13 protein-coding genes are annotated in these 14498 nt (G+C 74.6%); 9 read left to right on the plus strand and 4 right to left on the minus strand.

Translation table 11 applies throughout. The annotated features are described in order from the left end of the window. Positions 1 to 213: 213 nt before the first annotated feature. The 6 genes from ABZY91_RS38495 (at position 214) to ABZY91_RS38520 (ending at position 6508) form a co-directional block, all read left to right on the plus strand. Complete coding sequence (locus ABZY91_RS38495; RefSeq protein WP_355408464.1) at positions 214 to 1158, plus strand: ABC transporter permease; 945 nt, start codon at positions 214 to 216, stop codon at positions 1156 to 1158. A 2-nt stretch (positions 1159 to 1160) separates the two neighbouring features. Further along, positions 1161 to 2102 (plus strand): ABC transporter permease, encoded by a 942-nt coding sequence (locus ABZY91_RS38500; protein ID WP_355408466.1) that lies wholly within the window; start codon positions 1161 to 1163, stop codon positions 2100 to 2102. Beyond that, positions 2099 to 2887 (plus strand): ABC transporter ATP-binding protein, encoded by a 789-nt coding sequence (locus ABZY91_RS38505; RefSeq protein WP_355408468.1) that lies wholly within the window; start codon positions 2099 to 2101, stop codon positions 2885 to 2887. Before ABZY91_RS38500 ends, ABZY91_RS38505 begins: the two co-directional genes overlap by 4 nt. Beyond that, the gene (locus ABZY91_RS38510) at positions 2884 to 3669 is read left to right on the plus strand and encodes an ABC transporter ATP-binding protein (RefSeq protein ID WP_329952852.1); all 786 of its coding nucleotides are present in this window, start codon (positions 2884 to 2886) and stop codon (positions 3667 to 3669) included. Before ABZY91_RS38505 ends, ABZY91_RS38510 begins: the two co-directional genes overlap by 4 nt. Positions 3670 to 3753: 84 nt before the next feature. Continuing rightward, positions 3754 to 5385, plus strand: a complete 1632-nt coding sequence (locus tag ABZY91_RS38515) for an ABC transporter substrate-binding protein (protein ID WP_355408470.1) — start codon at positions 3754 to 3756, stop codon at positions 5383 to 5385. 97 nt (positions 5386 to 5482) lie between these two features. Beyond that, on the plus strand, positions 5483 to 6508 hold the full coding sequence (locus ABZY91_RS38520) for an LLM class F420-dependent oxidoreductase (RefSeq protein ID WP_329952854.1): 1026 nt from the start codon (positions 5483 to 5485) through the stop codon (positions 6506 to 6508). A gap of 16 nt (positions 6509 to 6524) precedes the next feature. Here the strand turns inward: ABZY91_RS38520 and ABZY91_RS38525 are convergent, their stop codons facing one another. The 3 genes from ABZY91_RS38525 to ABZY91_RS38535 form a co-directional block, all read right to left on the minus strand. After that, entirely contained in the window at positions 6525 to 7544 is a 1020-nt protein-coding gene (locus tag ABZY91_RS38525; RefSeq protein ID WP_355408472.1) for a cytochrome d ubiquinol oxidase subunit II, read from the minus strand. Next, positions 7541 to 8956, minus strand: a complete 1416-nt coding sequence (locus ABZY91_RS38530; protein ID WP_355408480.1) for a cytochrome ubiquinol oxidase subunit I — start codon at positions 8954 to 8956, stop codon at positions 7541 to 7543. Before ABZY91_RS38530 ends, ABZY91_RS38525 begins: the two co-directional genes overlap by 4 nt. 70 nt (positions 8957 to 9026) lie before the next feature. Continuing rightward, positions 9027 to 9863: an SDR family oxidoreductase gene (locus ABZY91_RS38535; RefSeq protein ID WP_355408474.1), complete on the minus strand. Its 837-nt coding sequence runs from the start codon at positions 9861 to 9863 to the stop codon at positions 9027 to 9029. A gap of 313 nt (positions 9864 to 10176) precedes the next feature. Here ABZY91_RS38535 and ABZY91_RS38540 point away from each other — a divergent pair, with 313 nt between their 5' ends. Continuing rightward, positions 10177 to 10719: a gluconokinase gene (locus ABZY91_RS38540; protein WP_355408476.1), complete on the plus strand. Its 543-nt coding sequence runs from the start codon at positions 10177 to 10179 to the stop codon at positions 10717 to 10719. A 29-nt stretch (positions 10720 to 10748) separates the two neighbouring features. Here the strand turns inward: ABZY91_RS38540 and ABZY91_RS38545 are convergent, their stop codons facing one another. Continuing rightward, on the minus strand, positions 10749 to 12062 hold the full coding sequence (locus ABZY91_RS38545) for a DUF2254 domain-containing protein (RefSeq protein WP_355408478.1): 1314 nt from the start codon (positions 12060 to 12062) through the stop codon (positions 10749 to 10751). Positions 12063 to 12349: 287 nt separating this feature from the next. Here ABZY91_RS38545 and ABZY91_RS38550 point away from each other — a divergent pair, with 287 nt between their 5' ends. Then, complete coding sequence (locus ABZY91_RS38550; RefSeq protein WP_329881628.1) at positions 12350 to 13714, plus strand: glutamate decarboxylase; 1365 nt, start codon at positions 12350 to 12352, stop codon at positions 13712 to 13714. Positions 13715 to 13969: 255 nt separating this feature from the next. Next, positions 13970 to 14498, plus strand: a 529-nt coding sequence (locus ABZY91_RS38555; RefSeq protein ID WP_355408482.1) for a hypothetical protein, incomplete at its 3' end; no start/stop codon positions are given.

The raw sequence follows: 14498 nt of genomic DNA on the forward strand, positions 1-14498 counted from the left end.
GGCGCCCCCGGCGGCGGCGCCGGCCGTTCGCCCGCACCGCCGCCGGCCCGCCACCGCCACCCCGTACGGCCCGCCCCGCCCGGTCCGCGCCGACCCGGGGCGGCCCCCGGCCGGACCCAGTGCCCGGAGCCGGAAGGAACCCCCGCAGATGCCCGCCCCCGCCCACCCGCCGGTCGCCGGACCGCCCGGCGCCCCGCGCCAGGGAGCCCGCGGATGACCCGGTTCCTGCTGCGCCGGCTGCTGCTCGCCGTCCCCACCGTGCTCGGCGTCACCGTCGTCGTCTTCGCCACCGTGGCCCTCGTCCCCGGAGACCCGGTCACCGCCTTCCTCGGCCCCGGGGCCCCGCCCGAGGCCCGCGCCGAACTGGCCCGGCGCCTCGGGCTGGAGGAGCCCCTTCCCGTCCGCTACCTCTCCTGGTTGGGCCACGCGGCGACCGGCGACCTCGGGACGTCCGTCTCCGCCCAACGGCCCGTCACCGACCTGCTGCTGCCCGCGCTGGGGCAGACCCTGACCCTCACGGCGGCGGCCTTCGTCCTGGTGCTGGTCGGCGGGGTCCTGCTCGGCGCGATCGGCGCGCTCGACCCGCGGGGGGCCGGCGGCCGGCTCTCCGGGGCGCTGTCCACCCTGGCCGTCTCGGCCCCGCAGTACTCGGTGGCCCTGGTGCTGATCGCGGTGCTCTCGGTGCAGCTGCGCTGGCTGCCGGCCGGCGGTACGCACGACGTGTTCGGCGACGGCGGCCCGGCCGACCTGTTGCGTCACCTGGTCCTGCCGGCCGTGGCGTCCGCCCTCGTACCGCTCGGCCTGACCGCCCGCGTGTTCAGGACCGCCCTCGGCACGGTGCTCGCCGGGGAGCTCGCCGACGGGCTGCGTGCCCGGGGGCTGAGCCGGGCGGCCGTCCTGCGGCACTGCGTCCACAACGCCTCACCCGCCCTGCTGACCATCGGCGGGCTCCAACTCGCCTACCTGCTGGAGGGCGTGGTCTTCGTGGAGACGCTCTTCGCCTGGCCCGGCCTCGGCCGGCTGCTGTACGACGCGCTGTCCGCCCGCGACCTGCCGCTCGTCCAGGGCGGGGTGCTGGTGGTGGCCGTCGCCTTCGTCGGCGTCAACCTGCTGGTGGACGCGGCGCACGCACTGATCGACCCCAGGGTGAGGAGCTGACGATGCCCGGGACGACCCCGACGCCCCCGCCGGCGAAGGCCCCGACGCCCCCGCCGGTGGAGGACCCGCCGACGAAGTCCCCGCTCCCGCCGGCCCGGCCGGCCCGGGCCCTGCTGCGCCGCACGGCCCTCGCCCTGCCCGTCACCGCCGTCGTGCTGCTCCTGCTGCTCGCCGCGGCCGCCCCGCTGGTCGCGCCGTACGACCCCGCCGCCGGACACCTCCAGGACCGCCTGCTGGACCCCGGCGCCCCCGGCCACCCGCTGGGGACCGACGGCCAGGGCCGGGACATGCTGAGCCGGCTGGTCTGGGGCACCCGGACGTCGCTGACCGCCGGGCTCCTCCCGGTCGCCGTCGCCGGCACGGCGGGCACCCTGCTGGGCATCGCGGCCGGCCTCGGCGGCCGGGTGCTCGAACAGGCCCTGCTGCGGACACTGGACGTGCTGTACGCCTTCCCCGGGGTCCTGCTGGCCATCGCCGTGGCCACCCTGCTCCGGCCGGGACTCGGCGCCACCGTGCTCGCCCTCTCCGTGGTCCTCACCCCGGCCGTCGCCCGGGTCGCCTTCACCGAGGTGCGGCGGATCCGGACCGCCGAGTACCTGGAGGCCGCCCGGGTGAGCGGAGCCGGCCTGCCGTCCCTCGTCCTGCGGCAGGTGCTGCCCGTGGTGGCCCCGGTCGTCCTCGTCTACTGCTCCTCGCTCGTCGGCCTCGCCGTCGTGTACGCCGCCGGACTCTCCTTCCTCGGGCTCGGCGTCGCACCTCCCACCGCCGAATGGGGCGCCATGATCGACGAGTTGAGGCCGAGCCTGCTCACCCACCCGTGGGTGGCGGTGCTGCCGGCGCTCACCGTGCTGCTGGTGTCGGTGGTCTTCAACACCCTCGGCGACGCCCTGCGCCGGAGGGTCGGCGACACCGGGTGGAGCGCGCTGCCGGAGACCGTCCGATGAGCCCGTCCGACCTCCTGGAGGTCACCGACCTGTCCGTCGTCCACCCGGGTCCGGTCCGGGCCGTGGACGGGGTGTCGCTGGCGCTCGCACCCGGCGCGGCGCTCGTCCTGCTCGGTGAGTCCGGCAGCGGCAAGACCACCCTGGCCCGCACCCTGATCGGCCTGCCCGGCCGGTCCGCCCGCGTCACCGGGCGGATCAGCCTCGCCGGTACCGAGCTGTCGGCCCTGGACGAACGCGCGCTCTCCCGGGTGCGCGGGCGGCGGATCGGCTACGTCCCGCAGGACCCGGGCGGCTCGCTGGACCCGCTGCGCCGCATCGGTCCCCAGCTCGCCGAGGTGCTGCGCCGGCACCGGATCACCCGGGACCGCCGGGCCACCGGCGACGCGGTGGTCCGGCTGCTCGCCACGGCCGGGATCCCCGACCCCGAACGGGTGGCCCGCGCCTACCCCCACGAGCTCTCCGGCGGGCTGCGGCAGCGCGCCGCGATCGCCGTCGCGATCGCCTGTGGCCCCGACCTGGTGATCGCGGACGAACCGACCACCGCCCTGGACGCGCTGGTGCGCGGCCGGATCCTCGACCTGTTCGCCACCCTGCGCGCCGACTGCGGCATCGCGCTGCTGCTCGTCACCCACGACCTGGCGGTGGCCCGCCGGGTGGGCGGCGACGTCGCGGTGATGCGCGAGGGACGCGTCGTCGAGGCCGGGTCCGCCGCGCGGGTGCTGTCCGCGCCCGGGCACCCCTTCACCGCGGCCCTGCTCGCCGCCGACCCCGGAGCCCGCCGATGACCGAGCCCGCACCCGCCCTGCTGGAGGTCCGCTCGGTCGTCAGGCACTTCGCCGGCCGGCCCGCCCTCGACGGGGTCAGCCTGAGCGTCGCTCCCGGCGAGGCCGTGGGCCTGGTCGGCGAGTCCGGTTCGGGGAAGTCCACGCTGGCCCGGCTCGCCCTGGGCCTGCTCGCTCCCGACGCGGGTACCGTCCGGTTCGCCGGCCACGACCCGTACCGGCTGCGCGGCGCCCGGGACCGCTCCGTCCGGGCCCGGCTCCAGTTCGTCCCGCAGGATCCGCGCGGCTCGCTCAACCCCGCGCTGCGGGCCGGTGAGGCGGTGGCCTTCGCGCTGCGGCTGCACGGCACGCCCCGGGCCGAACTGGCCGAGGCCGTCGCCGGGCTGTTCCGGCAGGTCGGGCTGGATCCCGCGCTGGCCCGCCGGTACCCGCGCGAGCTGTCCGGCGGGCAGCTCCAGCGGGTCGCCGTCGCCCGGGCCCTGGCGCCCGGGCCCGACCTGCTGGTCTGCGACGAGCCGACCTCCGCGCTCGACCTCGGCTCCCAGCTGCGGCTGCTGGACCTGCTGACCGGCCTCGGCGAACGGACCGGGCTCGGCTACCTCTTCATCTCCCACGATCTCGCGGTCGTCCGGCACCTGGCCGACCGGGTGCTCGTGCTGCGGTACGGGCGGGTGCTGGAAGAGGGCCCGGTCGCCGACCTCTGGGAGTCGCCCGCACACCCCTACACCCGCGCGCTGCTCGAAGCCGCCACCGGACACGCCCCCCGTCCGGACCCCGCCGACTGACCCGCACGCCCCCACCGCACCCCGCCCCCACCGCACCCGCAGCCCCCCGCACCCGCACACCTGCAGACCGAACGAGGAAGCACCATGACGCACCGTCGCCACCGCACCGTCCGTTCCAGAGCCGCCGCCCTCCCGGCCGCCGCCGCCCTGCTGCTCGCCGCCACCGGCTGCGTGTCCGGCCCGGGGTCCGGCGGGTCCGCCGACACGGGCGGCGGTGCGGAGCGCGGCGGCACCCTGGTCATCGGGGCCACCGGCAAGCTCCCCAACCCCGACACCGTCATCGGCGGCGCCGGCTTCGAGGGCAAGCGCCTGGTCGGCTTCCAGATCTACGAGGGCCTGACCCGCTACGAACTGCTCAAGGACACCGACCGGCCGCCGGTCGTCACCGGCGCCCTCGCCGAGTCCTGGGAGGTCGCCGCGGACGCGAGGACCTGGACCTTCCGGCTCCGCAAGGGCGTGACCTTCCAGGACGGCACGCCGTTCGACGCCGACGCGGTGGTCTTCAACCTGGACCGCTACCTCGACCGGAACAGCCCCGAGTACACCGACGCGCTCGGCGCCGCCGCCAAGGAGTACGCGGGCGGGATCGTCTCCTACCGCAAGACCGACGCCGACCACGTCGAGCTCGTCACCAAGGACCCCAACGGCCACTTCCCCGAGGACCTCGCACACGTCCTCATCGCCAGTCCCACCGCCGTCCGGAAGACCGGCTCCGCGGACTTCGCCGAGCACCCGGTCGGCACCGGCCCGTTCTCCTTCGTCTCGCAGACCGAGGGACAGCAGATCGAGCTCGCCGCCAACCCGGCCTACTGGCGCGGCGCCCCCAAGCTCGACCGGCTGATCGTCAAGTCCCTCCCGGACGCCGCCGCCCGGACCGCGGCCCTGCGCTCCGGCGGAGCCAACTGGATCGAGTACCCCAACCCGGACGACATCCGGACCCTGGAGTCCGACGGGGCCACCATCGCCGCCAACAGCTACGACCACCTCTGGTACTGGATCCTGGACACCGCCAAGGGCCCGTGGCAGGACCCGAGGGTCCGGCAGGCCGCCAACTACGCCATCGACCGCAAGGCGATCGCCGAGAAGCTGCTCCAGGGCACCGCCGACCCCGCCTACCAGGCCGCGCCCCGGGCCACCGGCGCGTACGACCCGGCCGGTGACCTCTACTCCTACGACCCGGCCAGGGCCAGGCTGCTGCTCGCCGAGGCCGGCGTCCCGAACGGCTTCTCCACCTCGGTCACCGTCCCCACCGCGGGCTCCGGAAACCTGCTGCCCGTCCCCATCGCGGAGGCCCTCCAGCGGGACCTCGCCGCCGTCGGCATCAAGGTCGAACTGCGCACCACCGACTGGGGCACGCTGATCGGCGCCGAGGCCAAGGGCCAGGTCGCGCTCGGCTCGGACGCCGTCGCGCAGTCCACCACCCTGTTCCAGTCCGAGGCGCTGCTGCCGCTGTTCGTCGGCTCCAAGAGCCCCTTCTGGACGGGCGGTTACGGCAACCCGAAGGTCGACGCCCTGCTGGCGTCCGCCGCCGCCTCGCCCGACCGGGCGAAGCGGACCACCGACTACCGCACGGCGCTCTCGCTGGTCACCCAGGACGCGCCCTGGCTCTTCGTCGTCAACGACCGCAACCCGCGGGCGCTCGCGCCGAAGGTCCAGGGCCTGGTCCAGCCGCAGTCCTGGTTCCTCGACCTGACCACGGTCTGGGTCCGCCGCTGAACCCCGCCCCTCCCCGCGCAGCCCTCCCCGCCCCTCCCCTCCCCGCACCGCACCGGGGCGGCCCGCACCGGGCCGCCCCAGGAAGGCCACCGCCCCGATGACCGCCCCGATGACCTCGCCGCCCCGTCCGCACGACCCGCCCCGCTGGGGCATCACCCTCCCGTTGCCGGGACTGTCCCTCGACCGGCACCGCTTCCTCGTCGAACGCCTCCCCGACCTCGGCTACACCGACGTCTGGACCGGTGAGGGCGGCGGCTCCGACGCCTTCACCCCGCTGGCGGCCGCCGCCGCGTGGTCCCCGGGCCTGCGGGTCGGCACCGGCATCGTGCCGGTGCACACCCGCGGCCCCGCCGTGCTCGCCCAGACCGCCGCGACGCTCGCCCAACTCGCCCCCGGACGCGTACTGCTGGGCATCGGGGCCTCGGTGCCCGCCCATGTCACCGACATCAACGGCATCCCGTTCGACGAGCCGTTCAAACGCACCCGGGACGTCCTGCGGTTCGTCACCCGGGCCCTGCGCGGCGAGCACGTCTCCGGCGACTTCGACACCTTCTCGATCGCGGGCTACCGGCTGCCGGAGCCGCCGGCCGAACCGGTCAAGGTGATCCTCGGCGCGCTGCGCCCCGGCATGCTGCGGCTCGGCTTCACCGAGGGGGACGGCGCGATCACCAACCTGCTGTTCCCCGAGGACGTGCCGAAGGTGCTGGACGCCGTCGGCCCGCAGCCGCCGGGAAAGGAGCTGGTGGTCAAGGTCTTCGTCTGCCCGACCGAGGACACCGAGCACGCGCGCCGCGCGACCCGCCCGTTCCTCGCCTGGATCCTCAACCGGGAGCCGTACCGGAAGTTCCACGAGTGGCTCGGGAACGGCGAGCTCCTCGCCGAGACCCACCGGCGCTGGGCGGCGGGCGACGTCGAGGGCGCGCGGCGGGCGCTCCCGGACGAGGTGGTCGACGGGCTGTTCGTCAGCGGCTCGCCGGAGGAGTGCCGCCGGCGGATCCTGCGCTACCACCGCCCCGGCGTCACCACGATCCAGCTGTACGTCTCGCTGCCGCCCGAGGTGCTCGCCGACCGGAACCGGCTGCTGGACACCCTCGCCCGTCTCGGCCCGGGCGCCGAGGGCTGACCGCCCGGCAGCGCCGTCAGCCCGTGACGTCCTCGTCGGTCAGCGGCTCCAGGACGCCCCGCGTGTCGAGCCGGTAGAGCACGGTCACGGCCGGGCCGATCAGGAGCAGCGCGACCAGCGACACGACGAGCATCCACTGCAGGGTGGCACTCGCCCCGACGGCCTGACGGACAGTCAGTGACGTGGGCACCAGGTAGGGCCGCTGGGCGACGCCCCAGGCGGCGACCGCCAGGGCTACGGCTGCCACCGCGCTGTACCGGGCCCGGCCCGGGGCGGGCCCGCCGACCAGGACGACGGTGACCGCTCCGGCCGCCACCGACAGCAGGACGAGCAGCAGCCCCCAGCCGTGGGTGAGCCCGTGGTGCACGTACGAGGCGTCGTCGGCGGTCACGACGAGGCCCACCGCGCCGACGACCAGCAGGGCCCCGACGGCGATCCGGGCGCGCAGCCGGAAGTGGCCGACGAGGTCGTGGGCGCCGAAGCGGCGGGCGTCCGCGGTGAGGAAGACCGCGCCGAGCACGGCGGTCGCGCAGACGGCGAGCAGCCCGGCGGTCACCGACGTGGCGTTGGCCCAGGCGTCGGCGGAGGCGGTGGTACCGGGGGAGACCCGGCCGGAGGCGACGCTGCCGATGACGGTGCCGAGGAAGAACGGGGTGAGCAGGGAGGCGACGGCGAAGGTGGCGCCGTAGACCCGGCGGGCGGCGAGAAGGCGGGCGGGTTTGCGCAGGGCGAACCCGGCTCCGCGCAGGACCATGCCGACGGCGGCGAGCGCCAGGGGCAGCCACAGGGCGGTGAAGACGGTCTGGAAGAACGCGGGGAAGCCCGTCCACATCAGCACCAGGACGAAGACCAGCCAGACGTTGTTGACCTCCCAGACCGGTGCCATGGCGTGGTCGATCAGCCACCGGGGGCGCCTACCCCGCTCGGCGCCGCCGGCCAGCAGGTCCCAGAACCCGGCGCCGTAGTCGACACCGCCGCCGCAGGCGTAGGCGGCGATCGCCAGCAGGAGCACCCAGGAGAGGATGTCGGCGGTCACCCGGCACCTCCGGGGGTGTGCCCGGGACCGGCTTCCGCAGGGGGCGGCTGCGCCCCGGCGCCGGCCGGTTCGTGGCGCGGGCCGTAGGGGGTGTCCGTTTCCGGGTTCTCGGCCGCGGCCTCACCGCCGTCGGCCAGGCGCCAGCGGGTGCGCATCTTGAGCAGCACGGTGAGGAACGCCCCGAAGACGAGGACGTAGACCACCACGACGACGCCGAACATCGTCCACAGGGAGGCCGCGCGGGTCGGCGTGACCGCCTCCGAGACGCGCATGTTCTGGTAGACGATCCACGGTTGGCGCCCGACCTCGGTGGTGATCCAGCCGCACTCCACGCAGAGCATGCTGGCGGCGCCGGCGAGGGCGGCGCAGCGGAAGAACCAGCGGGACCGCGGCAGGTCCCGGCGGCGCCACCAGCACCAGGCGTACCAGAGGGCGAGCACGATCAGGAGGCTGCCGATGGTCGCCATGATGTCGAACGCCCAGTGCACGATGGTGGCCTGGGTGGCGGTGGGGCGGTCGGCGGCGGGTACCGAGGCGAGGCCGGTGACCTGCGTGTCCGGTCTGAATCCGGCCAGCACGGAGTCGAGTTGGGGGATCTTGAGGCCGCCCTTGACGGTGCCGTCCTCCTGGAGGCGGCCGAAGAGGTACTCCGGCACATGGGTGTCGGTGTCCCAGACCAGCTCGGTGGCCGCGAACTTGACCGGCTGCTTCTGGAAGACCTGCCGTGCGATGTTGTCGCCGAGGAAGAGCTGCAGGGGGGTGAGGACCGCGGCGACGGTGAACGGCACGGTGAAGCCGAGGCGGTGGTAGCGTCCGCGGCGTCCGCGCAGCCAGCCGACCGCGTAGACCCCGGCGACGACGTACCCGGCGGTGAGGAACATCGCGACGGTGAAGTGCCAGTACTCCGGCCCGAAGATCGGGGTGAAGATCGCCTGCCGGACGTCGACGTTCACGGGATCGCCGTCCGCGTCGAGGGTGAAGCCCTGCGGGGTGTTCATCCACGAGTTGGCCGCGATGATGCCGAACGCGCCGAGGAGGGCGGTGAGCGGCAGCGGCACGCCGAGCCAGAAGTGCGTCCACGGCTTCAGCCGGCGCCAGCCGTAGAGGTAGATCGCGATGAGGATCGCCTCCAGGAAGAACGCCCAGGCCTCGACGCCGAATCCGAGGCCGAAGACGTCTCCCCAGCGGCCCATCATGCCGGGCCACAGCAGGCCGAACTCGAAGGACAGGATCGTGCCGGTGACGACGCCGACGGCGAACTGCACGGCCATCACGGCCGACCACCGCCGCGCCAGCAGCAGCGCCGTCGCGTCGCCCCGGCGCAGGCCGCGGTGGTGCATCACCAGGGTGATGAACGGCAGCGCCACGCCGAACGGCACCAGCAGGATGTGCGAGGCGAGGGTGAACGCCATCAGCTCGCGGGCGGGGAGGAGCTGCGCCGGGGTGCCGGCGAGGAGCTGGGTCGCGGTGTCCACCTGCGGCTCAGCCTCCGGTGGCGAAGCCGGGGAAGAGCGTCATGCCGCCGTCGACGTAGATCGTGGCACCGACCACGTAGTCCATCAGGTCGGAGGCCAGTACGGCCACCGTACGGGCGATGTCCTCCGGGTCGCCGACCCGGCGGTACGGGATCAGCTTGAGCAGGTCGGCCTCCGACTCCGGGGTGTCCCAGGCGTCGCGGTTGATCGGGGTGCGGATGGCGCCGGGCGCGACGGCGTTCACCCGGATCCCCTGCGGGGCCAGCTCCTGCGCCAGGGTCTGCATCATCATCAGGACGCCGCCCTTGGAGGCCGCGTAGTTGACGTGGCCCGCCCAGGGGATGATCTGGTGGACCGAACTCATGCACACGATCTTGCCGGCCGAGCGGGACACCTCCGGGACGACGCCCCGGCGCACGAACTCCTTCGCGGCCTCACGCGCGCACAGGAACTGGCCGGTGAGGTTGACCTCCAGGACCTTGTTCCACTGGTCGAGCGTCATCTCGGTGCTGGCGGCGTCACGCTGCAACCCGGCGTTGGCCACCAGGACGTCGACGGTGCCGAACTCCTCGACCATCCGGCCGACCATGGCGACGACCTGGCCCTCGTCGGAGACGTCCGCCTCGTGTGCGTACGCCCGCACGCCGTACGACCTGATCTCCTCGGCCACCTCCTCCGCGGCGTCGCGGCCGGCGACGTAGTTCACGACCACGTCGGCGCCCGCACGGCCCAGCCCGAGCGCCGTCGCCCTGCCGATCCCCGAGTTCGCGCCGGTGACCAGGGCCTTCTGGCCCCGGAGGACGGGCGGCAGCTCCGAGCGCGGCTCGTCCGCAGGTGAGGCCATGGTCGTCTCCCGTTCGTGGGCTCCCGTTCGGTACGGCGCCACGGTGCCGCCGCCGCCCGCGGGTCGGGGTCCGGCCCGCCGGTCGCTGGGCCGTCCGGCCCAGCGGCGTCCCTCCCGGGGCGTACCGCCCGCCCGTCCTTCCCCGTCGGCGCCCGACCGGTCAGGCCCCGACGGGCCCCTGACCGGTCCGGTCGCTGGGCCGTCCGGGTGCACCGGTCGCCCCGTGCGGCGGCGGACGGACCGGATCCGCCCGCGGTGCGGGAGGGTGCTGCGGGGGGGATGTGCCCCCGGGGTGAGGACCACGAGGAGCAGGATGGGGACACCGGCGCCGGCCCCGGCGGTCGTGGTGGTGATGGGTGTCGCCGCCTCGGGGAAGAGCACCGTGGGCCGTCTGCTCGCGCGACGCCGGGGAGTCCCGTTCGTGGAGGGCGACGACCTCCAGCCGGCCGGGAACATCGCGCGGATGTCGGCCGGCGAGGCGCTCGACGACGAGGACCGCCGGCCCTGGCTCCAGGCCCTCGCGGCCCGGGTCCGCGCGGCGACGGAGCGCGGGGAAGGGGCCGTGATCGCGTGCTCCGCCCTTCGGTACGACTACCGGCGGCTCCTGCGGGCGGCCGGGCCCGGCGTGTGGTTCCTCCACCTGGCTCTGGACCCGGCGGTCGCACGGACCCGGATCGCCCGGCGGACCGGGCACTTCATGCCGCCCGCCCTCCTCGGCTCCCAGTACGACGCGCTGGAGCCGCTGCGGGAGGACGAGCCCGGGCTGACCGTCGACGCCGCCCTCGACCCCGAGGCGATCGTGCTCCTGGCCCGGACGGGTGTCGCGGAGTTCGAGGCCGGGGGACCGCCCGACTGATCGGGCGGGCCCCCGGCCTCGGCGGCGGCCTAGGGGCCGGGCCCGTCCGCCGCCGGCGCGTCGGGCGCGTCCCGGGTCTGCCGTCCCCCGAGACCCTGGGGGTCGGCCGTCCGTGCGCGGGCGCGGCGGGGGGCGTCGTCGAAGCCCCTCTCGACCGCGTCGCCGAGGAGGCGGAGTTCGGTGCGGAGAGCGGGCCGGCAGGTGTCGGGCAGCGCCGCGAGGAGGTCTTCGAGGAGGGACCGGAGCCGCCGGCAGACCTGGACGGAGCTCGCGCCGTAGTCGCGGATCTCGGTGACGCCGAGTTCGAGGTAGTCCTCCCAGGACCGGTCGGGCAGCACGAGGCGTGGCCGGCCGCGGTCGTCCGCGAGCACGTAGTGACCGCGCAGTCCGACGCGGCCGACGGCGTGCAGGAACGCCTCGATGTGGTTCAGCACCTGGACGGCGGTGGTGGGGTCGTTGACGGCGGGGGAGAGGGCGCGGATGGCGATGTCGACGAGGATGCGCAGGGCGAAGGCCGGGTCCTGTTCGATGGTCCGCTCCGCGCCGAGCGCGAGGAAGCCGGTCACCCGGCGCGGGTCGGGCGTGGCCGCGCCGCCGTGGACCCGGACGACGGTGGCGCCGGGGGGCACGAAGTCGCCGACGGGGGCGGCCAGGACGAGGACGCAGTCGTGCCGAGCCGCGAGCTCGACCATGCCGGGCGCGTCGAACGCCTGGATGACCCCTCCGCGTTCCGAGCGGACGAGCACCGCCGGGCCGTCGGCCGGCGGCGTCCCGCCCGGTAGCGCGGACGCCCGGAGGCGGGCCGCAGCGCGGTCGAGGACCTGTTCGCCCTGGCGCCCCACGATGTCGGCGATGGCCACCGGCCGCAGGTTGTGGGTGAAGCGGTTGAGGTAGATCAGCAGGAGCAGGAGGCTCACGGAGACGGCGACACCGGCCAGGGTCACGCCGAGGTTCGGCACGGAGTCGGTCTCGATGCTCCGCAGCAGCGTGTACGCGAACGCGAAGGTGCCGGTGAAGGTGGCCAGGACGGCCTTCTGCAGCCGGTCCCGGTACCAGAGCCGCATGTAGCGCGGCGAGAGCGTGCCGGTGGCCTGCTGGATGACGAGGACGCCGATGGTGACGACGAATCCCAGCAGCGCGATCATCGAGCCGACCACCGAGCTGAGGACGGTGCTCGCGGTCGTCGCGGAGTAGTCCCAGCTCTTCGGCAGCCAGGGCGCGCCGTCCACGGCCGCCGCCGCCTCGGCCAGCGCGACGCCGAGGACGAGCCCGAACAGCGGGACGATCCACAGGCTCGCCTTGGCGTACTGCCGCAGCCGGAACCGGGTGGCCCAGGACATCATGCGGGAGCCAGCAGCACGGTGGTGTCGCCGGTCATCGCGGTTGTCCTCTCGGTGAGTTCCGGGGCCCGTGGGATTCAACCGCGTCGACGAGTCCCGCAGCCGCCCGGCGGGGCCGGACGCGGCCTCCGCCACCTGATCGGCCCTGCGGACGTTCGCCCCGCGGACCGCGGGTGCCGCGGCCGGAGGGTGTCGCCGCCCGCCCGGGACGGTAGGCCGTTCGGGTGTTTTCGATTCGGCTCATGAGTCCCGGGCGCGACTCCCGGCCCGGAGCTGGTTGAGTCGCCGACATGAGCAAGAGTGACGTCGGGGCCCTGTTCGGCAACCGCTTCCTGACCGTGCCCGCCCCCTCGGAGACCTTTCCCGAGACGGGCATGACCGCGACGGACGCCATGCGGCTGGTGGACGAGGACCTCGTCATGGAGGGCGACCCGCAGCGCAACCTCGCCACGTTCGTCACCACGTGGATGGAGCCGGAGGCGCAGCGGATCATCGCCGAGAACCTGCACCGGAACTTCATCGATCACGCGGAGTACCCCATCTCCGCCGAGATCGAGCAGCGCTGCGTGCGGATGCTCGCCGACCTCTTCAACGCGCCGGGCAGGACCACCGGATGCCGGACCCAGGGCTCGTCCGAGGCGATCATGCTCGGCGCGCTGTCGCTGAAGTGGAAGTGGCGGGAGCGCCGCAAGGCGGCCAACCTGTCGGTCGACCGGCCCAACCTGGTCTTCGGCGGTGACGTCCACGTCGTGTGGGAGAAGTTCTGCCGCTACTTCGACGTCGAGCCGCGGATCGTGCCGCTCGCCGAGGACAAGTACACGATCGGCCCGGAGGACGTCGAGCCCCACCTCGACGAGAACACCATCGGCGTCGTCGCCGTCGTCGGCACCACCTTCACCGGCCACAAGGACGACGTCGTCGGGATCGACGAGCTGCTGCGCGGGATCCGCAGGAAGCGGGACCTCGACATCCCGATCCACGTCGACGGTGCCAGCGGCGGCTTCGTGTGGCCCTTCCTCTACCCGGACTCGAAGTGGGACTTCCGGCTCGAACAGGTCCGGTCGATCAACGTCTCGGGACACAAGTACGGCCTGGTCTACCCCGGCATCGGCTGGCTGGTCTTCCGCGAGGAGTCGGACCTGGCCGAGGACCTCGTGTTCTACGAGAACTACCTGGGCAAGACCGACGCGACGTTCACGCTGAACTTCTCGACCGGCGCGTCGATGGTGCTCGCGCAGTACTACAACTTCGTGCGGCTGGGCCGTCAGGGCTACACCTACGTCATGGAGACGATGCAGACGAACGCCCGCGCGTTGGCGGACAACCTGCGGGACAGCGGCCGGTTCGAGGTGATCGGCAGCGGTCTCGAACAGCTGCCGCTGGTCGCCTTCCGCCTCGCCGGCGAGCACTCCTACGACGAGTCCGACATCGCCTGGCAGCTCTCGGCCGAGCGCGGCTGGATGGTGCCGGCGTACACGCTCCCGCCCAACGCGGAGCGGGTGAAGATCCTGCGGGCCCTGGTCAAGGAGACCCTGAGCCGCGGTCAGATCGACCGCCTGACCCAGGACATCGCCGATGCGTGTGCCACCCTGGACCGCAAGGGGGCGACCACCGAGGTCGAGCGGGCCCAGGTCAAGCGCGGCAGCGGCTACTGACGGTCGCGGCCGGCGCCCTTCCGGGCCGGGTGACAGGGCGGCTCCCGCCGGCCGTCCTCCACGCCGGCCGTCCTCCACGCCGGCCGGCGCCACGCGCCGACGTCCGGCACGGTCCGGCGACCCCGTCCGGGCGGGGCCGGTCTTCGTGAACGGCTGCCGGCGCCGGTGAGCCGCTGACATACTCGGCCCATGCCTGAAGAGGTGCGGAGGCGACGTCCCGCCGTTGAGGCCGCAGGCCGATCGGACGCGGTGGGGGTGACCGGCCGGCCGGCGCCCGTGGTGCTGCCCCCGGCGCTGCGCGTGGGGCTCGGGTCGATCGCGGCCCTCGCCGCGCTGGTGGTCGTCCTGCTCGGGATCCGGTACGGCGACGCGGGCGGGCCCGGCAGGGCGGACGCGTGGATCCTGACGGCGGTGGACGGCGCGGGGCCGCCGTGGCGGTACGTCGCGCTGGCGACGGACTCCCTGGGGGAGCCGGTGGGCGCGGCGACCCTGGTCGCGGCACTCGTGACGGGCTGCCTGCTGCTTCGTCGACCTCGCGCAGCGGTGTTCCTCGTCGTCGGCGTCGGCATCTCCGTGGGTGCGACGACGCTGCTCAAGCACCTGGTGGGACGCACCATCCACGGCGGGTACCTGTCCTACCCGAGCGGTCACACCGCCTTCGCCACCGCGCTCGCCCTCGTGGTGGCGATGCTCGCGACCCGCGGCCGAGGCCGGGACGGACCCGGCCACGGCCGCACGGCCGCCACCCTGCTCGTGCTCGCCGCGGCGCTGGTCGCCGGCGCCC

This window comes from Kitasatospora sp. NPDC002965, from assembly GCF_040611255.1.
Lineage (GTDB): Bacteria > Actinomycetota > Actinomycetes > Streptomycetales > Streptomycetaceae > Kitasatospora.